Raw genomic sequence first — 19546 nt, 5'->3', positions numbered from 1 at the left:
ATGTTTGAAATTCTGATCCTGATGCTGGATGCGACCATTCGTACCGCGCCGCCCCTCATTCTCGCCGCCATGGCGGGCATGTTTTGCGAGCGCTCCGGGGTGGTCAATATCGCGCTGGAAGGCAAACTGCTGGCAGCAGCGTTCGCCAGTGGTGCGGCGGCAGCGGTCTCCGGTTCTGCCTGGGTAGGTCTGGGGGCCGGGGTGGGTGTCTCCATCCTGTTTGCCCTGATGCACGGCTTTGCCACCATCACCCACCGCGGTGATCAGGTGGTGAGCGGCATGGCCATCAACATTCTGGCGGCCGGTCTGACCGTGACGCTGGGCCGTTACTGGTTCGATCAGGGTGGCCAGACCCCGGCGCTTTCCGGTGATGCCCGTTTCGCCCCCATCGATCTGCCCTATGCCAAGGAGCTGTGGGATGTGCCGGTGATCGGCCAGCTCTACAGCGAGCTGTTGAGCGGCCACTCCCTGCTGGAGTACGTGGCGTTCGCCTGCGTGCCGCTGGCCTGGTGGGTGATGTTCCGTACCCGCTTCGGTCTGCGTCTGCGGGCGGTGGGCGAGGCGCCCGCAGCGGTCGATACCGCCGGTATCTCTGTGGTGCGGATGCGCTACACCGCGCTCCTCATTGGCGGCCTGCTGGCCGGTATCGGTGGCACCTATCTGGCGGTGGCCCAGACGGCCCAGTTCATCCCCAACATGAGTGCGGGCAAGGGCTTTATGGCGCTGGCGGCGCTGGTGTTCGGCAAGTGGCGTCCCTGGAATGCCATGGCCGCCTGCCTGCTGTTCGGCTTCCTCGATGCGGTCGCCATCCGCCTGCAAGGGGTCAGCATCGGTGGCTTCGCCATTCCGGTGCAGGCCATTGAGGCTCTGCCCTACATCCTGACCGTGTTCCTGCTGGCCGGTTTTATCGGCCGTGCGGTGGCCCCCAAGGCACTTGGTACACCTTATGTGAAGGAGCGGGAGTAGCGCTCTTAAGCGCGATATTCCCGACCACCCAGATAACAACAGGCCCACTTCGGTGGGCCTGTTTTTTTATGGGCGGGATAGGGCAGACCAGCCGGGTTCTGGATGGTGTGATAGAGGGAGGCGATGGCGTGAAGGGATAAAGGGGCTGCGTGAGTTGCTGCGGGGAGCGGTTGGCGTACAAGAGCTGACCCTCTGCCTGCACCATCAAAAACCCCCTCGTATCAGGAGGGGGTTGCAGAGGTTATTGCCGGGTTAACCCTGAGGTTCAGGGTGCCAGCACCAGCTTGTAGACGCCAAAGCCGGGGTGTTTGGCATCGGTGGGTGGCAGGGTCTCCACATAGTTCAGCTTGCCACCGGTCAGGGCTTGCGCCTCGCTGCGTGGCGAGCTGTAGATGCGCAGATCCAGATTGGCGGGCAGGGGGGCCAGCTGCCAGTTGTTGTCTGCTGGAGGCTCGAAACCGGCCGGATTCTTCTCTGCCAGATCCTTGAGGTATTCGGAGAGCACTTCGCGGGTTTCGAACTGATCTTCATGGACGATCACCTTGGCGTTGATGCCCGGGAAGTTGCCACCACCGCTGGCGCGGTAGTTGTTGGTCACAACGTAGAACATCTGGGCCGGGTCGATTGCCTTGCCCTGATAGGTGAGGTTGGTGATGCGATAGCTGTCGCTCACCTTGTTGCCATCCACATCGTAACGGGCAGGTTTGGTCACATCGACCTGATAGTTCACCCCGTCGATCACGTCGAAGTTGTAGGTGCGGTACTTCTCGTTCACCAGCCACTGGGTGGCGGTGCTGGCGGCATCGATCTTGTTGAACTGGACGGCGCTCTTCTCCAGCCACTCCTGTACGGTCGCGCCATTGATGGCGACTACCTGCAGGGTGTTGGGGTAGACATAGAGGTCGGCCACGTTGCGCAGGGAGATATTGCCAGCCGGTACATAGGTGAAGTCGGTCGGGCCGTTGCGACCGCCGCGGAATGGTGCGGCGGCGGAGAGGATGGGCCATTTCTCCTTGAGCTGACCATCCTGTTGCAGCTTCTTGGCATGCCACAGCTGGGCGTCACTGACGATCTGGATGGAGGGGTCATCCTGTACCAGCGCGAAGAAGCTGTGGATTGGCTTGGTGATCTTGCTGAGGGGCTCGTCCAGCCACTGGTTTGCCTGCTCGTGCTCGGCAATGACCTGATCGACCACCGCCTGATCTTCGGTGCTGGTGGCGCTGCTGTCGATCTTGCGCAGCTGGGACTGGCTGGAGGCCACTTCCCAGCGACCCTCTTTCCAGGTCATATGCAGGTCGATGATGCCGAGGTGGTTGCCCCAGACGCCCGGCATCACGGTCGGTACGCCCGCCAGGGTGCCTTTCTCGTTGTCCACGTCGGTCATGTTGGGGTAGTCACCCGGGAAGGTGCGGTGGGCGTGGCCCAGCAGCAGGGCATCGACCCCCTTCACCTTGGCCAGCGGCAGGGCGGCGTTCTCCATCATGGGTTCGCGCGGGTCACCTATGATGCCGGTATGGGCCACGACCACGACGATGTCTGCGCCCTTGGCGCGGATTTCGGGTACATAGTGCTCGGCGGTCTCGACCATATCGGCCACCACCACCTTGCCTTCCAGATTGCGCTTGTCCCACTGGGTGATCTGGGGCGGGGTCAGGCCCAGCACACCGACCTTGATGGTCTGGGTATTGCCGTTGGCATCCTTCACCTGACGATCCAGCACCACATAGGGTTTGAACTTCTGCTTGCTCCAGTCGATGGTGCCCTTGCCATCACGGCTGAAGGCATCGGCCTGGAAGACGTTGGCGTTGATGTAGGGGTAGTTGGCCCCTTTCAGGGTCTCTGAGAGGAAGTCGAGACCGAAGTTGAATTCGTGGTTGCCCAGGTTGCCGACATCATAGCTCATGGTGTTGAGCGCCTTGATGGCGGGGTGGGTCTGCTTGCTCAGCCACTGCTGTTTGACCTGCTGGTCGTGGATATAGTCGGCCAGCGGGGTGCCCTGGATCAGGTCGCCGTTGTCGATCAGCAAGTTGTTGGCGTTCTCTTCGCGGGCCTTGCGGATCAGCACAGCGGTGCGGGCAAAGCCCAGCGAGGCATCCGGCTTGTTCTGGTAGTAGTCGTAGCTCAGCAGGTTGGAGTGGATATCAGAGGTTTCGATCAGCCGCAGGGTGAGATCACCGGGGGCCTGAGAGTTGTTGTCGTCACAGCCGGACAGCAAAAAGATAACTGCCACCGCGCTCAGTTTGAGGGTGGTTTTCATTGTTGAATTCTCTTGTTATGGGTATGCCAGCGTGGAGCATTCTATCGATAGCAAAAGAATCCTATTGTGAGCCGGCTGGCAATTCGGGTTAATTGCCTTCCTGTTAATAGAGTTATGGCTCTGATTTTAATCTCTTTTTTTTTTATCTTTCTTCAGGGCCGCCACCCTCAATGCTATTTCACTGTTAGTCACCCTGTTGTCGTCACCGCTGTGCGGTCGGGGCAAGCGGAGCGGTCTGCCGCTCCTGCGAGGCTGTAATGGTTGGTTACAGATCTCCATTCGACTGATAGATGACCTTTCCCTTAAATTCAGCGGCGATTGATTGCATCTAAAAAATTACAAAGCGACAGCAAGGAATAAAACTTCATGAAAATGCACAACAAAGCGCTGCTGGCCATCGCCTGCGCTGCGGCCCTGTCTGCCTGTGACAGCGAAAAAGCTGCCAACAGCATCGCCAAGCGGGTGCCTCTGGCTCTGCCGGAGGCGGGTCTTTACCAAGCGAATCTGATGAGCCGCGACGGTGACAAGGCGACGCCGCGCATGATCAAGGATCTGGATGGTCTGGCGCTGGTCTACCCGAAGGGTGAAACCGTGCAGTACTGGGGTGTCTGGGTGGATCATCAGGTGGGCAAGGTCGAGACCAACAGCCAGTGGCTGGGTCAGGCTGACCAGAAAGCCGACAAAGACGGGATCTACCCGGTGCAGTTGATCCGCAACAGCGAGCGGCTCGGCACCAGCACGGCGCTCAGCTCGGTGACCAACGACCACAACCTCATCACCTTCCAGGATCAGCCGGTCATCGATCTGCAGGGCAAGGAGATCAAGCGCTGGTTTTTTGATTTCACCCGGACCGGCACCAAGTTCTCCGACAACTCCCCCATCTATTCCGGTTTCAGCGGTCATGTGGCGGTGACGGCCCTGACCACCAAAGCGGTGACCACGGCCAGCTGGAGTGCCACGGACAGCGATGGCTTCAGCAGCGACATGGTGGGCAAGGTGGATACCACCAACAACGGCGGCAAGCTGACGGTAGCGATCGAGTTTCCGGCGGCAGGTTGTACGCTGGTGGGCGAGGGGAGTGCCACTGCCGGGTTGAGCAAGCTGACCATGACCGGATTTGGCAAGTGCAACTTCAAGCAATCCGCTGCCGCCACGCCGATCGAAAACCTCTGGAATGCCGCTCTGGCCCGGGCGATGGATAACAGCGTCGCCTATGTCACCACCTATACCACGGATGCCAAAAAAGAGGCGCTGGTCATCGGCTTCCCCGACACCAATGGCCTGCTGATCACCGCTGACAAGCGGTAAGCAGCCCAACGGCAGGGGCGGGCAAACACGCCTGAAACAACAAGGGAGCCAGTGGCTCCCTTGTTGTTTTCAACGCACGGTTTACAGCAGGAACAGGGTCGCCAGCCCGAGGAAGATAAAGAAGCCGCCTGTGTCGGTGATGGCGGTGATCATCACGCTGGCACCGACTGCCGGGTCGCGGCCGAGGCGGGTCATGGTCATGGGGATGATGACCCCCATCAGGGCGGCCACCAGCAGGTTGAGCATCATGGCCAGGGTCATCACGGCGCCGAGCGCCGCATCCTGATAGAGCAGATAGGTGGCGATGCCCATGGTGCCGCCCCACACCAGCCCGTTGATAAAGGCGACGCCAAGTTCCCGCAGCAGCAGGAAGGAGAGGTTGCCTGCCTGAATGTGCTGCAGCGCCAGCGCCCGCACTATCATGGTGATGGTCTGGTTACCGGTGTTGCCGCCGATCCCGGCGACGATGGGCATCAGGGCCGCCAGTGCCACCAGCTGGGAGATGGTGTGCTCGAACAGGCCGATCACCCGCGAGGCGACAAAGGCGGTGCAGAGGTTGATGGCAAGCCAGGCCCAGCGGGTCTTGACCGCCTTGGAGACCGGGGCGAACACGTCTTCATCCTCGCTGATACCCCCCATCCGGCGCAGGTCGGTGTCGCTCTCCTCATAGACCAGATCCACCACCTCTTCGACGGTGAGGCGGCCCATCAGCTTGCCCTTGCCATCCACCACGGCGGCGGAGAGCAGGTCATCCCGTTCGAAGGTGCGGGCCGCCGCTTCGTCGTTATCCTCCGGATCGAAGGTGACCGGATCCCGCTCCATCACGTCGCTCACCAAGGTGGCGGGCTTGTGCAGCAGTACAGTGGTGAGGGCCAGCTCCCCCAGCAGGTGGTTGCGCCGATCGATGACGAACAGCTTGTCGGTGTTGGCGGGGATCTTGCCGCGCAGCCGCAGATAGCGCTGCACCGTGGCGAGCGTCACCTCGGGGCGGATGGTGATGATCTCGAAGTCCATCATGGCGCCGACGGTGTGCTTGCCGTAGCGGATCACCTCCCGCACCCGATCCCGGTCGGCGGGGGCCATATAGGTGAGCAGCCGCCCCATCAGGTTGCGCGGCAGGTACTGGCCCAGATAGATCTGGTCGTCGATATCCAGGGTGCGCAGGGCGTGCAGCAGCTCCTTGTCGCTCATCCCGCTGATGAGGCTGTCCCACACCGTCTCCGACGCTTCGACCAGGATCTGGCCGCGTTTCTCCTCCTCCACCAGCGCCCACAGGGCATGACGCTCATCGGGCGGCAGCGATTCCAGCGCATCGGCGACGTCGGCGGCGGGCAACCCGTTGACCAGCGTGGTGAGTTCGCTGGTCTGATCGCGCTGCTCGGCATCCTGCACCACCTGCGGGTCGAGCAGGCTGTCGGTGAGGGCATCATCGCGCAGCAGCAGGGTGAGAATGCGGGATCTGTCATCCGCGCGCTGCCGGGCGCTGTTCTTGATGGGAAGAGACATGGGATGAATTCCTGAGATGGTAGCCAAGGGCTCAATGCCCATAGGATACCAGACTTAAAACAACAGGTTATGACCGTGATGGGAGAAGAGGGAGGTAAAAGTGAGGCCACCTGCTGGTGGCCTCATGGCGAGTTGCCGAGGATCCCTCAGGCGAGGGCTTGCTGGCGCTGCGGGGCCTCGCCAAACCAGGCGAGCCGGTCGGCCAGGGTCACCACCGAGCCCACCATGATGAGGGCAGGACTCTCGACCCCCACCGCCAGCGCGGGCAGCTCATCAAGGGCGCCGCGAATGACCCGCTGGCAGGGCTGGGTGCCGCGCTCGATCAGCGCCACCGGGGTGTCGCCCCCCTTGCCGTGGGCCAGCAGCTGCTCGCGGATGGTGGCGCAGCTCGATAGCCCCATGTAGAACACTAGGGTTTGTTTGTCTTTGGCCAGCAGCGGCCAGTCGAGATCCCGGGCGCCACCCTTGCCGTGGGCGGTGACGAAACGCACGCTCTGGGCGTGGTCGCGGTGGGTGAGCGGAATGCCGGCGTAGGCGGCGCAGCCGCTGGCCGCGGTGATGCCGGGCACCACCTGAAAGCCGATGCCTGTGCCGACCAGCGTCTCCAGCTCCTCGCCGCCACGGCCGAAGATAAAGGGATCGCCCCCCTTGAGACGCACCACCCGTTGCCCCTTCTTCGCCTCCTCCAGCAAGAGCTGGTTGATCCCCTCCTGCGGCACGCAGTGGTTGCCCGCCTGCTTGCCGACGAAGATGCGTTTGGCGTCGCGGCGCACCAGCGCCATCACTTCGTCCGAGACCAGCCGGTCGTAAACCACCACGTCCGCCTGCTGCATCTGGCGCAGGGCGTGCAGGGTGAGCAGACCCGGATCGCCGGGGCCGGCTCCCACCAGTACCACCTCGCCTCCGGTCTGGCTCCCGTCGGCAAACAGGTTGTCGGCCAATTGGTGGGCAGAGGCACTATCACCGCGGGCCAGCGCTTGACCGAGCCGATCCGCTCCGAGCAGCCGCTCCCAGAAGCGACGCCGCTCCCCCATGCTGGCGAAGCGGGCCTTGACCCGCTCCCGCAGGCTACCGGCAAAGGTCGCCACGGCCCCCAGATGTTGCGGCAGCAGGGCTTCCAGTTTTTCCCGCAGCAGCCGGGCCAGAACAGGTGCCTTGCCGCCGGAGGAGATGGCCACCATCAGCGGCGAGCGGTCGATGATCGACGGCATGATGAAGCTGGAGCGTTTCGGGTCATCCACCACGTTGGCAAAGATCCGCGCCTGATTGGCGCTCTGGTAGACCAGCGCATTCACCTCGCGCCGATCGGTGGCGGCCACCACCAGCCACTTGCCCGCCAGTTGTTCCGGCACAAATTCACCGGCCAGCCACTCGATGCTCCCGTTGGCAGCCAGTTCCGCCAGCTCGGGGTCGAGCTCGGGCGCGACTACTGTGAGGTGGGCACCGGCATCCAGTAGCAGGCGCGCCTTGCGCTCCGCTACCTCGCCGCCGCCGACCAGCAGCACGGGTTTGTTGTCGAGTCGGCAAAAGATGGGCAAGTAGTCCATGGGGCCTCCGGATCAGGCGGTTCGGGTCTGGTTGGCGGTGCTGGTGGTCTCGCTCACTGCAACCGGGCGTTCAGCTTTCGGGGTGGCATACCAGTAGCCGAGGCCCATAAAGAGGACGCCGGAGACGGTGTTGCCCAGGGTCACCCACAGCAGGTTGTGGCCGATGCCGCCCAGGGTGTAGGCCTCGGAGTGGGCGCCAAACCAGGAGAGGGCGAACAGGGTCATGTTGGCGATGGAGTGCTCGTAGCCGGAGGCGATAAAGGCCAGCAGGCACCACCAGATGGCGATGAAGCGGGCGGCCCCTTCGGTGCGCAGCGCCATCCAGATGGCGAGGCAGACCAGCCAGTTGCAGAGGATCCCCTTCATAAACAGGGTCAGGGCCGGAGCCTGGGTCTTGGCCAGCGCCACCTTGTGGGCCAGACTGCCCGCATCCGGCAGCAGGCTGCCGCCGTAGGAGTAGATGAGCGCCACCACAACGGAGCCAATCAGGTTGCCCGCCCAGGTCTGCGGCAGGATACGCAGCAGGTCGGCCATGGTGATTTTGCCCGTCTTCACCCCGAAGGTGAGGAACATGGTGTGGCCGGTAAACAGCTCGGAGCCGGCGATGATCACCAGCGTCAGGGCGATACCGAAGGTGGCCCCCATCACCAGCGGCCGGATGGCGGGATCCACCAGATTGCCGAGGGTGAAGATCAGGATGATGCCGAGGCCCACATAGGCCCCCGCCATGGCGGAGCTGAGCCAGAAGCCGAGCTTGTCGCTGCGCTCGAAGCGGTTGATGCGGGCCGCGTTGGCGGCGCACTTGTTGATGGTTTCCGTGTACATCTTGTGAGTCCTTGAAAGGGCTGCCCACAGGCAGCCCGAAAGAGAGTGAATTTGTCTTTAGACAGCGACCCAGACCTGCTGGTCGCGCACTTCAACGGGGTAGCTTTGAACCGACATGGCGGGGTTGTCGAAACAGTGGCCATCGCTCAGACGAAAGCGCTGCTTCTTGAGCGGGCTGGCGACCCAGAGCTCGCCGTCGTGTTCGCAGATCAAACCCCGCGACAGCACGTTGGCGGCGAAGAAGGGATCCCGGTTGTCGATGGCGAACACCTCGGCGGCCGCGCTCGGGCGGAACAGGGCGATCTGGCGACCCTCAATGAGTGCGCAGACGCCGGTGCCCGGCAGGATGTCGTTGAGTTGGCAGGCGAATTTCATCATTTGGTTTCCACTTCGATCTGGTAGACGGGGATGCGCTCGGCCGGGGTCGCCGGTCGGTGCTGGTCGCGTTCGCTGACGAACTGGACGTCCGGGTCACGCTTGTCGCTGTTGATGAAGTGGCTGAAGCGCTTGAGCGCCTCCTCTTCATTAAGGGTGCGCGACCATTCGCACTCGTAGCTGTCGATGAGGGTCTGGATATCGCGCTCCAGCGTCTCGGCCAGCCCCAGCTTGTCGTCGACGATCACCTCGCGCAGGTAGTCGACACCCCCTTCCAGATTGCCGAGCCAGACCGATGTGCGCTGCAGTTTGTCGGCGCTGGTGACGTAGAACATCATAAAGCGGTCGATCAGCTTGATGAGGGTTTCGCGGTCAAGGTCAGAAGCCAGCAGATCGGCGTGGCGCGGTTTCATGCCGCCGTTGCCGCCCACATAGAGGTTCCAGCCTGCATCGGTGGCGATGATGCCGACATCCTTGCCCTGGGCTTCCGCACATTCGCGGGTACAGCCGGAGACGCCGAACTTCATCTTGTGCGGGGTGCGAATCCCCTTGTAGCGGTTCTCGAGGAAGACCCCGAGGCCAACGCTGTCCTGCACGCCGAAGCGGCACCAGGTGCTGCCGACACAGGTCTTGGCCATACGCAGCGCCTTGGCATAGGCCTGACCTGTCTCGAATCCGGCTGCCAGCAGCTTGCGCCAGATGGCGGGCAGGTCATCCTTCTGAGCCCCGAACAGGCCGATGCGCTGGGCGCCGGTGATCTTGGTGTAGAGCTTGTAGTCGCGGGCCACTTCGGCCACCGCCAGCAGCCCTTCCGGGGTCACTTCACCGCCGGCCATGCGCGGGATGACGGAGTAGCTGCCGTCCTTTTGCATGTTGCCGAGGAAGATGTCGTTGGTGTCCTGCAGTGGGATGTTGCGCGGGCTCAGCACATGCTCGTTCCAGCAGGAGGCGAGGATGGAGCCGACGGTCGGTTTGCACACCTCACAGCCATAGCCCTGACCGTGCTTGGCCAGCAGCTCGTCGAAGCTCTTGATCCCCTCCACCTTGACCAGATGGAACAGCTCCTGACGGGAGTGGGGGAAGTGGGCGCAGAGGTGGTTGTTGACCTCGATGCCCTGCTTCACCAGCTCGGCGTTGAGTACCTGACTGATGAGCGGCACACAGCCGCCGCAGCCGGTTCCGGCCTTGGTGTGCTGCTTGATGGCGGCCAGGGTGGTGTGACCCTCGGCCACCGCCTGAGCGATGTCGCCTTTGGAGACGTCAAAGCAGGAGCAGATCTGGGCGCTTTCCGGCAGGGCATCCACCCCCAGCGTCGGTTTGGCTCCGGCGTAGGCGGGCAGGATCAGGGTGTCCGGGTGGCTCGGCAGCGGCAGGGCGTTGAGCATCATCTGCAGCAGGTTGCCGTAATCTTCCACGTCACCCACCAGCACGGCGCCGAGCAATCGGCTGTTGTCTTCGCTCACCACGATCTTCTTGTAGACGCCAGCCTGATCGTCCTGAAACACATAGCTGTGGCTGCCCGGGGTGCGGCCGTGAGCATCGCCGATGGAGCCGACGGAGACGCCGAGCAGTTTCAGCTTGGCGCTCATGTCCGCCCCTTCGAAGCGGCTGTCGCCGCCCTGCAGATGGTCGACGGTGATCTGGGCCATCTTGTAGCCCGGCGCTACCAGCCCGAAGAAGCGGCCCTGCCAGGCGGCGCACTCGCCGATGGCATAGATGTCGGGGTCTGAGGTGAGGCAGTGATCGTCGATGACGATGCCGCCGCGCTCGGCGATGGCGAGATCACCGTAACGGCCGAGGGTATCTTGCGGGCGAATGCCGGTGGAGAAGACCACCACATCCACTTCCAGCTGGCTGCCATCGGCAAAGGCGAGGCGGTGTTTCGCCTGCTCACCGCCATGCATCAGGATCTCGCTGGTGCTCTTGCTGGTGTGCACCTGCACGCCCATGGATTCAATCTTGCGGCGCAGCAGCTGGCCGCCCTGACCGTCGAGCTGCTCGGCCATCAGTACCGGAGCAAACTCCACAACGTGGGTCTCGAGACCCAGCGCCTTGAGGGCACCGGCCGCTTCGAGGCCAAGCAGGCCGCCCCCGATCACCACCCCGCTCTTGCCACTCCTGGCGGCGCTGCGAATGGCTTTCAGATCCTCGATGGTGCGGTAGACGAAGCACTCGTGGTGCTGACTGCCCGCAATGGGCGGCACCCAGGGGTAGGAGCCGGTGGCCAGCACCAGCTTGTCGTACCCGACCACAGTGCCCTTGTTGGAGTGCACTTCGCGGTTGGCCCTGTCGATTTTTTTCACCGCTTCGCCGAGCAGCAGGCGGATGCCGTGCTTGTCGTAGAAGCCGGGTTTGACGAGGGAGAGATCTTCGCTGGTGTGATGGGAGAAGTAGGAGGAGAGATGGACGCGATCGTAGGCGGGACGGGGTTCTGCACCGAAGACGGTGATCTCGTAGCGGCCCGGCTCGGCCCGCTCGATCAACTCTTCGATGAAGCGGTGCCCCACCATGCCGTTGCCCACAACGACCAGTCTGACTTTGCTCATGATTGCCTCTAGTTTGGAGTAATAAAACATCATTCTGGGGCTAGGCTACCCAGTCAGTCGGGGCGGGCAATTGATGCAAATCAAGTGTCTATTTATATATCTCGTCAGGGGTAATTCGATAAAATTCAAAGATATACAAAAATAGGTATACCAGTTGATGATTTCTGCGCTGGCTTGGAGTGAGGGATGGTGGAGGGAAAGCCCGGTTTACCCACGGCCGGGGAGTGAAAACTTCTGGCGGAAAATGGCCGGCCTCGCACTGGGCGAGACCGGCATCAGCTGAACAAGGTGGCGCGTCAGGCGATATGGCGGCGGAACATGGCGAGCGCCAGCGACAGGGTGACGCCGGCGATGGCGAGCAGCGGCCAGAGCAGGGGCCAGGCGGCCGACCAGTCAAACCCCTTGAGGAAGACCCCCTTGAGCAGCACGATGAAGTGGGTGAGGGGGTCGATGGCCGCCAGCCACTGGAACACCTGCGGCATGTTCTCCACCGGCGAGATGTAGCCCGAGAGGATCACCGCCGGGACGGTGAAGGAGAAGACCCCGAGAAAGGCCTGCTGCTGGGTCGAGCAGAACGACGAGATGAAGAGCCCGATCCCGGCCAGTGCCAGCCCGTAGCAGACCATGCCCGCCATCAGCAGGCTGAGGCTGCCGGCAAAGGGGAGGTGAAAGACAAAACGGGCGGCCAGCGCGACTATGCACCCTTGCCCCACCGCCACCATGATGCCGGGCACCGCCTTGCCCGCCATGATCCAGCCCGCGGTGAGGGGGGAGACCAGCAGCTGATCGAAGGTGCCCTCTTCTCGCTCCCGTGCGACCGAGAGGGCGGTGACAATCAGGCAGCCAGTGGTGGTGATGATGGCCACCAGCGCTGGCAGGATATGCCAGTGGAACTCGACGTTGGGGTTGTAGAGGTTGCGTACCGCCAGCTCGGGTTGCCCCTTGCCCTCACTTTGCCAGCGGGCGATCACCTGACTGATGTAGCCAGCCGCCACCTGACCACCGTTGGAGCGGCGGCCATCGATGATCAGCTGCACCTTGGCCGGTTCGCCCCGCGCCAGCCGACGCGAGAAATCCCCTGGAATAATCAGCCCGAGCAGTGCCTGCTGCCCGGTGATGGCCTCGGTCATGCCCGCCTCGCCTTGCACCGGGATGATGGTGGTGAAGGCGGGCATATGGGTGAGGCGCTCCAGCAGCTCGCGGCTCTGGGCACCGCCATCCTGGTTGTAGATGGCCAGCGTGTTGCCGGTCACCTCCAGAGTGGCGGCGAACGGGAAGAGGGCGGTCTGCAGCAGCACCGGCATGATGAGCAGAAAGCGCCCCTGAGTATTGCCCATCAGGGCCTGCAGCTCTTTTCGGATCAGCCACCAGAGTCGGATCAGCATGGGTTACTCCAGAGTGCGCCGCGTCTTGCGGGCGGTCAGGGCCAGCCAGAAACCGGCCAGCAGCAGCAGACAGAAACCGTTGACCAGCAGGATCGAGAAGACGCTGCCCGCCTGATAGAGGGTCTGCAGCGAGCTTGCGAAGTAACGGGCCGGAATGAGGTGGGTGATGGCCCGAAGCCAAGGCGGCATGCTGGCGATCTCGAACACGAAGCCCGACAGCATCACCGCGGGCAGAAAGGCGGCGATCAGCGCTGCCTGCGCGGCATTGAACTGGCTGCGCATCACGGTGGAGAGGAACAGCCCGAGTCCGAGCGCGCTGCCGAGAAAGACGCTGGTGACCAGAAAGAGCAGCAGCAGGGAGCCGCGCCATGGCACGCCCATTACCGCCACCGAGAAGAGCAGGCAGAGCAGCATGGCGATGATGCCGAGGCCATAGTAGGGTAACAGTTTGGAGAGCAGCAGCTCCCCCTTGGTGACCGGGGTGGCGAGCAGCGCCTCCATGGTGCCGCGCTCCCACTCCCGCGCCACCACCAGCGAGGTGAGCAGGGCGCCTATGATGGTCATCACCACCGCAATGGAGCCCGGTACCAGAAAGTTGCGGCTCACCAGCGCCGGATTGAACCAGGCGCGGCTCTCTATCGACACCGGCATGGCGACCCCCTCGCCAGCGAGCCACCCCTGCCAGATCCCCTGCACATAGTTGGTGACGAAGTTGGCGGTGTTGGGCTCGGAGCCGTCGGTGAGCAGCAGCGCCTGCGGCGTGCCATTGCCCTGACCGGCCAGCGCGCGGGAGAAACCGTCGTCGATCACCAGCAGGCCGCGGATCTCGCCACGGGCCAGACTGGCGAGCAGGGACTCCTTGCTCGGGCCGCTGTGGATCTCCAGTGCGGTAGAGCCGCGCAGGGCCTGCTCCAGCCGCACCGCTGGGGCGCCGCTATCGGTACGCCAGATGCCGAGGCGCAGATGGTCCACATCCAGATTGATGGCGTAACCCATCACCACCAGTAGCACCACCGGCATGATGAAGGCGATGAGGATGCTGCTCGGGTCACGGACGATTTGCAGCGTCTCCTTGCGGCAGAGGGCCAGCAGTCGCCGACGGTTGATGCTCATGCGTCCTCCTCGCTGGCCCGCTCGACCAGGGTGATAAAGGCCTCTTCCATTGTTGGCAAAGAACAGGTCGGCAAGGAGCCGGTTGGCAAAGAGGTCGCCGCCTCTTTGGCGGCCAGCCCTTTGAGATCGTCCGGGGTGCCGAGCGCCAGCAGCTTGCCGCGATAGATGAGGGCGATGCGGTCGCAATACTCCGCCTCGTCCATAAAATGGGTGGTGACCAGCACGGTGACGCCGTGGTCGGCCAGCGCGTTGATGTGCGACCAGAACTCGCGCCGGGTCACCGGATCGACCCCGGAGGTGGGCTCGTCGAGGAACAGCAGCGGCGGCTCGTGCAGCAGGGCGCAGGCCAGCGATAAGCGCTGGCGCAGACCGAGCGGCAGGGATTCCGCCTTTTGATCGAGCCAGGGGGCGAGGGAAAAGGCAGTCACCATGGCGTCGATCCGCGTCTGCTGGTGGCGGCCGAACAGGCCGTAAATACCGGCGAAAAAGGAGAGGTTCTGCGCTACGGTAAGCTGCTTGTAGAGGGAGAACTTCTGCGCCATGTAGCCGAGGCGCTGGCGCGCCGCCGAGGGGCTGTGGGCCAGATCGATGCCGGTCACCAGCGCCTGTCCCTCGCTCGGGCGCAGCAGGCCGCACTCCATCTTGAAGGTGGTGGACTTGCCCGCCCCGTTGGGGCCGAGCAGGCCGAAGATCTCGCCGCGGCGCACTGCAAAGCTGACATCATCGGTGGCGGCAAAATCGCCGAACCGCTTGGTGAGGTGGCGCGCCTCGATCACCGCCTCGGGGGAGACCCCCTGCGGCAGTTCGGCTTCCCGCATCCCGGCTGCCAGACTCGACTCCCCACCGGGGCCGCCGCCGAGCAGGTCGATAAAGGCATCCTCCAGCCGGGGCTGGGCCGGTTGAAAGGTGCCGTTGGCGAGATGCAGCTCCGGGAGCGGCGGGGGCGTCATGCCCGGGTGCAGCAGCAGGCGAACCCGCTCCCCCGCCACCGCGCCATCCATCACTGCCGGGTGAGCCAGTGCCCGGCGCAGCAGGGCGCGCCGCTCGCGGCCATCCAGTTGCCCCGCCTCCAGCAGCCAGCAGCGGCTGGCCATGGCCCCCATCAGATCGGCCGGGGTGCCGCTGGTGCGCACCTCGCCATCCGCCATCAGCAGCACGTGGTCGCACAGCTCCGCCTCATCGAGATAGGCGGTACTCCAGAGCACCGTCATCCCTCCCTTGGCCAGCTCGCGTACCATCTGCCAGAGGGCGCGGCGGGAGATGGGATCGACCCCGACCCCCGGTTCGTCGAGCAGCAGCACATCCGGGGTGCCGAGCAGGGCGCAGGCCAGCCCGAGCTTCTGCTTCATGCCGCCAGAGAGCTTGCCTGCGGGTCGCGCAGTGAAGCGGGCGAGGTCGGTGAAGGCGAGCAGCCGTGCGAAGGTAGGGGTGCGTTCGGGCTCCAGTACGCCGCGCAAGTCAGCGTAGAGGGTGAGGTTCTCCAGCACGCTGAGATCCTCGTAGAGGCCGAACTGCTGGGGCATGTAGCCGAGGCGCTGGCGCAGCAGATCCCCCTCGCTCACCGGGTCCAGCCCCAGCACCCGGATGGTGCCCGCTTCGGGGATCAGCAGACTGGCCAGCAGGCGCAGCAAAGTGCTCTTGCCCGCGCCGTCGGGGCCGACCAGCCCGGTGATGCCGCCAGCCGGAATGGTGGCCGAGATGGCGTTGAGGGCGACCCGCTCGCCAAAGCGTTTGGTGAGCCCCTCAATAGAGATGGCGCAGCTCATGGCGCCAGCCTGACGGTGACCGGCATCCCCTGGCGCAGGGCCGGGTCGGGGTCCTGCACCACGATACGCAGCCGGTAGACGAGGTGAGTGCGCAGATCCGGCGTCTCCACCGATTTCGGGGTGAACTCGGCGGTCGGCGAGACAAAGCCCACTACCCCGTGATAGGGCTGATCCGGCCGCGAGTCGGTGGTGAGGGTCACCTTGGCGCCGCTCGGGAAGTGGCCGAGCCAGGGCTCCTCCACATAGGCGCGCACCCAGACCGGTGCGGTCATGGAGAGGTTGAAGGCGGTTGCACCGCTCTGCACCATGCTGCCGTTTTCGACGGCGCGGCTGATGATGATGCCGTCGCTGGGGGCGGTCAGGCTGGCATCCGCCAGCGCCAGTTCGGCACTGGCGAGCGCCGCTTTGGCCCCTTCCAGTTGGGCATCGGACTGGGCAATCTCTTCCGGGCGGTAGCCGGTTTCGAGCTGGGCGAGCTGCTCGCGGGCGGAGCGCACCTGCGCCCGGGTCTGATCCCGCTGGGAGCGGGCGGTATCGAGCTGACCGCGGGAGATGGCGCCGGTGGCTGCCAATGCGATCTGGCGGCGCCACTGCTGGTCTGCCTCCAGTGCAGCGGCCTCGGCGGCGTCCAGTGCGGCCCGGGCGCGGTCGGTCTCTTCGCTGCGATAGCCTTTGTGGATCAAGGTGTTGGCGGCAGTGAGCGCAGCCAGATTGGCGCGGGCGCTGTCGCGGCTGTGGGTGAGGGGAATCGGATCGAGGCGGGCCAGCAGTTGACCGGCTTTTACGCTATCGCCCTCATCGACCAGCACCTGATCGACGCGACCGCCGACTCGAAAGGCCAGATTGACGTCGCGAATATCGACATTGCCGTAAAGGATGGAGCCGTCGGCGGGGCGCCCCTGCCACCAGAGGTAGCCACCGATAACGGTTAGCAGCAGGGCTGCGATGGCAATGCGTTGCTTCATACCGTTTCTCCTTGAAGAGGACACTGCAACCAGAGGTAACCACTGAGAGCGGCCAGCAGCAGAGCTGCCATCGCGATGCGTTGTTTCATGCAGCGTCTCCTTCTTTGATGTCGGTGGGGCGCAGGCCGCGCAGGGCCCATACCAGCCGCTGTCTGGCGGCCTCGGGGTTGTCTATCTGGCTGAGAAAGGGGGCTGCCTGTTCGGGCAGCCAGCCGAGCTGACGACCGCTGCCTGCGATCACCAACGGCAGGCCGACCGACCCCATGATGAAGATCATCAGCTGGAGCGGGTGACCCGCGACCAGCGACCCTTCCGCCTGTGCCATCCGTACCTGCTCGATCAGCAGCAGGGGATGGCGGCGCGGCAGGCTGAGCAGAAAGCGCTGGGCCGCCCCTTCGCCCGCCAGCGCATCGCCAAACAGGTGGTTGATAAAGCCGCGCTGGCGCGCCACCAGCCCGATCAGCGCCTCCATGGTCGCCTCGAACATGGCGATGGCGGAGGGGTAGGAGCCTTTGGCTGCCACCGCCTTGAGCTCGTCATAGAGGGGGGCGTACCAGAGCTCCACCAGCTCGTCGATAAAGGCGTCGCGGTTGCCGAAGTGGTAGACGAAGGAGCCGAGGTTCACCTCGGCCGCCGCCGCCAGCTCGCGCACCGTCAGGCCGCGCAGCCCTTTCTCGGTAGCGATGGCGAGGCCGGTATCGAGCAGTTTCTGCCGGGTTGGATTCATCTTTCGGGTTCCTGTTGCGCAGCTTTCGATCTGATTTATACGTATGTATAAATCAATCACACAGAAGTTGATAGATCTTTTTTTGAGCAGATTTCAGCAGGGATGAAAAACGGTGGGCTTTCGTAAGGGGAGGTATGAAAGCGCCTTGGGATTGAATGGATCGCCGCAGATAGGGCTAGAGTCCGGGCGACGGAGGCGGGATGAAATGGGTGGCAGGGAAATAAAAACGCCTCCACAAGGGAGGCGTTTTCAGGTCCATCGATCGCGCTTACAGAATAAAGCGGCTCAGGTCCTCGTCTTCAATCAGCTTGCCGAGGTGGGCGTTGACGTAGTCGGTGTCGATGACAAAGGTCTCACCGGACTTCTCGGAGGCGTCATAGGAGATATCTTCCATCAGGCGCTCCATCACGGTGTGCAGACGACGGGCACCGATGTTCTCGGTACGCTCGTTGACCTGCCAGGCCGCTTCGGCCAGACGGCGGATGCCATCCTGGGTGAACTCGATGTTGACCCCTTCGGTGGCCATCAGCGCCTTGTACTGATCGGTCAGCGAGGCGTTCGGTTCGGTCAGGATGCGCTCGAAGTCATCTGTGGTGAGAGCGGTCAGCTCGACCCGGATCGGCAGACGGCCCTGTAGCTCGGGGATGAGATCGGACGGCTTGGCGATCTGGAAGGCGCCGGAGGCGACAAACAGGATGTGGTCGGTCTTGACCATGCCGTGCTTGGTGTTGACGGTGCAACCTTCAACCAGCGGCAGCAGGTCGCGCTGAACCCCTTCACGGGAGACATCTGGGCCCGAGCTTTCGCCGCGCTTGCAGATCTTGTCGATCTCGTCGAGGAAGACGATGCCGTTGTTCTCGACCGCAGCGATCGCTTTCTGCTTCAGCTCTTCCGGATTGACCAGACGGGCCGCTTCCTCTTCGATCAGCGCCTTCATGGCCTCTTTGACCTTGATCTTGCGCTTCTTCTTCTGGTTCTGGCCCAGATTCTGGAACAGCCCCTGCAGCTGGTTGGCCATCTCTTCCATGCCCGGCGGGGTCATGATTTCGACGCCCATCGGGGAGGCGGAGAGTTCCAGCTCGATCTCCTTGTCATCCAGCTGACCTTCCCGCAGTTTCTTGCGGAAGATCTGGCGGGTGTTGGAGTTGTCGGCTTTCTCTTCCTCACCCCAGGTGTTGCGCGGGTTGGGCAGCAGGGCGTCGAGGATGCGCTCTTCGGCGGCTTCCTCGGCGCGGTATTTCATCTTCTCCATCTCGGTTTCGCGCACCAGCTTGATGGCGGCATCGGTCAGATCGCGGATGATGCTGTCCACTTCCTTGCCGACATAGCCCACTTCGGTGAACTTGGTCGCTTCTACCTTGATGAAGGGGGCGTTGGCCAGCTTGGCCAGACGACGGGCGATCTCGGTCTTGCCGACACCGGTCGGGCCGATCATCAGGATGTTTTTCGGGGTCACTTCATGGCGCATCTCTTCGTTGAGTTGCATCCGGCGCCAGCGGTTGCGCAGGGCAACGGCAACGGCGCGCTTGGCATCGGCCTGACCAATGATGTGTCTGTCCAGCTCGTGGACGATTTCTCTCGGGGTCATCTCGGACATGATGGTGTTCCTGTATCCGGGGCGGGCAGTGCCCACCCCTTGGGAAATTGGGTTTGGCTGGTGGCCTTATTTCGCCGAATAGTCCAGCACTTCGATGGTGTGGTTGCCGTTGGTGAAGACGCAGATGTCGCCCGCAATCTTGAGGGACTTCTCGACAATGGTCCTGGCATCCAGCTCGGTGTTTTCCAGCAGCGCGATGGCGGCGGACTGGGCAAAGTTGCCGCCGCTGCCGATGGCGATGAGATCGTGCTCCGGCTGCACCACGTCACCGTTGCCGGTGATGATGAAGGATTTGTGTTCGTCGGCCACGGCCAGCAGTGCTTCGAGGCGGCGCAGGGCGCGATCGGTGCGCCAATCTTTGGCCAGCGCCACGGCGGCGCGCTCCAGATTACCCTGATGGGCCTGCAGTTTTGCTTCGAAACGTTCGAGCAGGGTGAAGGCGTCGGCGGTACCGCCAGCGAAACCGGCCAGCACCTTGCCGTTATAGAGGCGATGAACCTTGCGGGCGTTGCCCTTCATGACGGTGTTGCCAAGAGAGACCTGGCCATCGCCACCGATGACGACCTGACCGTTGCGGCGAACTGAAACTATGGTAGTCACTTTACTTACCTCGCTTGAGCCGAATGACGGCCTGACTGTGCATGGCAAGAAAGATGGGGATGG

At 63.3% G+C, this 19546-nt stretch carries 15 protein-coding genes; 2 read left to right on the top strand and 13 right to left on the bottom strand.

Going from position 1 to position 19546, the window contains the following annotated elements; genetic code table 11:
* Positions 1-966: an ABC transporter permease gene (locus G5287_RS08710; RefSeq protein ID WP_005340795.1), complete on the top strand. Its 966-nt coding sequence runs from the start codon at positions 1-3 to the stop codon at positions 964-966.
* A gap of 265 nt (positions 967-1231) precedes the next feature.
* On the opposite strand, the gene G5287_RS08705 is transcribed toward G5287_RS08710, so the two are convergent.
* Positions 1232-3223, bottom strand: a complete 1992-nt coding sequence (locus G5287_RS08705) for a bifunctional 2',3'-cyclic-nucleotide 2'-phosphodiesterase/3'-nucleotidase (protein WP_159157863.1) — start codon at positions 3221-3223, stop codon at positions 1232-1234.
* Between the two features lie 366 nt (positions 3224-3589).
* Between G5287_RS08705 and G5287_RS08700 the strand changes: the two genes are divergently transcribed.
* Positions 3590-4531: a hypothetical protein gene (locus tag G5287_RS08700; RefSeq protein ID WP_421231164.1), complete on the top strand. Its 942-nt coding sequence runs from the start codon at positions 3590-3592 to the stop codon at positions 4529-4531.
* An 81-nt stretch (positions 4532-4612) separates the two neighbouring features.
* Here G5287_RS08700 and mgtE read toward each other — a convergent pair whose 3' ends face one another.
* The 12 genes from mgtE to hslV form a co-directional block, all read right to left on the bottom strand.
* Positions 4613-6037, bottom strand: coding sequence for a magnesium transporter (mgtE, locus tag G5287_RS08695; RefSeq protein WP_219296754.1), 1425 nt, complete (start codon positions 6035-6037; stop codon positions 4613-4615).
* 146 nt (positions 6038-6183) lie between these two features.
* The gene (gene cysG / locus G5287_RS08690; RefSeq protein WP_421231163.1) at positions 6184-7584 is read right to left on the bottom strand and encodes a siroheme synthase CysG; all 1401 of its coding nucleotides are present in this window, start codon (positions 7582-7584) and stop codon (positions 6184-6186) included.
* Positions 7585-7596: 12 nt separating this feature from the next.
* On the bottom strand, positions 7597-8409 hold the full coding sequence (nirC, locus tag G5287_RS08685; RefSeq protein ID WP_005340778.1) for a nitrite transporter NirC: 813 nt from the start codon (positions 8407-8409) through the stop codon (positions 7597-7599).
* A gap of 57 nt (positions 8410-8466) precedes the next feature.
* The gene (gene nirD / locus G5287_RS08680; protein WP_039039697.1) at positions 8467-8784 is read right to left on the bottom strand and encodes a nitrite reductase small subunit NirD; all 318 of its coding nucleotides are present in this window, start codon (positions 8782-8784) and stop codon (positions 8467-8469) included.
* On the bottom strand, positions 8784-11330 hold the full coding sequence (gene nirB / locus G5287_RS08675) for a nitrite reductase large subunit NirB (RefSeq protein ID WP_421231162.1): 2547 nt from the start codon (positions 11328-11330) through the stop codon (positions 8784-8786). Before nirB ends, nirD begins: the two co-directional genes overlap by 1 nt.
* Positions 11331-11626: 296 nt before the next feature.
* Positions 11627-12715 carry an ABC transporter permease gene (locus G5287_RS08670; protein WP_005355575.1) on the bottom strand — a complete coding sequence of 363 codons (1089 nt, stop codon included), beginning with the start codon at positions 12713-12715 and terminating at the stop codon, positions 11627-11629.
* A 3-nt stretch (positions 12716-12718) separates the two neighbouring features.
* The gene (locus tag G5287_RS08665; protein WP_213320503.1) at positions 12719-13828 is read right to left on the bottom strand and encodes an ABC transporter permease; all 1110 of its coding nucleotides are present in this window, start codon (positions 13826-13828) and stop codon (positions 12719-12721) included.
* Positions 13825-15594: an ATP-binding cassette domain-containing protein gene (locus G5287_RS08660; protein ID WP_421231161.1), complete on the bottom strand. Its 1770-nt coding sequence runs from the start codon at positions 15592-15594 to the stop codon at positions 13825-13827. Before G5287_RS08660 ends, G5287_RS08665 begins: the two co-directional genes overlap by 4 nt.
* Positions 15591-16559 (bottom strand): secretion protein HlyD, encoded by a 969-nt coding sequence (hlyD, locus tag G5287_RS08655; RefSeq protein WP_421231160.1) that lies wholly within the window; start codon positions 16557-16559, stop codon positions 15591-15593. The genes G5287_RS08660 and hlyD overlap by 4 nt, the downstream gene beginning before the upstream one ends.
* 85 nt (positions 16560-16644) lie before the next feature.
* Entirely contained in the window at positions 16645-17286 is a 642-nt protein-coding gene (locus tag G5287_RS08650; RefSeq protein ID WP_201995017.1) for a TetR/AcrR family transcriptional regulator, read from the bottom strand.
* A gap of 268 nt (positions 17287-17554) precedes the next feature.
* On the bottom strand, positions 17555-18883 hold the full coding sequence (gene hslU, locus G5287_RS08645; RefSeq protein WP_108613505.1) for an HslU--HslV peptidase ATPase subunit: 1329 nt from the start codon (positions 18881-18883) through the stop codon (positions 17555-17557).
* Positions 18884-18949: 66 nt separating this feature from the next.
* Positions 18950-19483, bottom strand: a complete 534-nt coding sequence (gene hslV, locus G5287_RS08640) for an ATP-dependent protease subunit HslV (protein WP_005340772.1) — start codon at positions 19481-19483, stop codon at positions 18950-18952.
* Positions 19484-19546: the final 63 nt, after the last annotated feature.

The organism is Aeromonas sp. 603079, from assembly GCF_049172135.1.
In the GTDB taxonomy this organism is placed as follows: domain Bacteria; phylum Pseudomonadota; class Gammaproteobacteria; order Enterobacterales; family Aeromonadaceae; genus Aeromonas; species Aeromonas veronii.
This window is presented reverse-complemented; position numbering and strand designations above follow the sequence as displayed.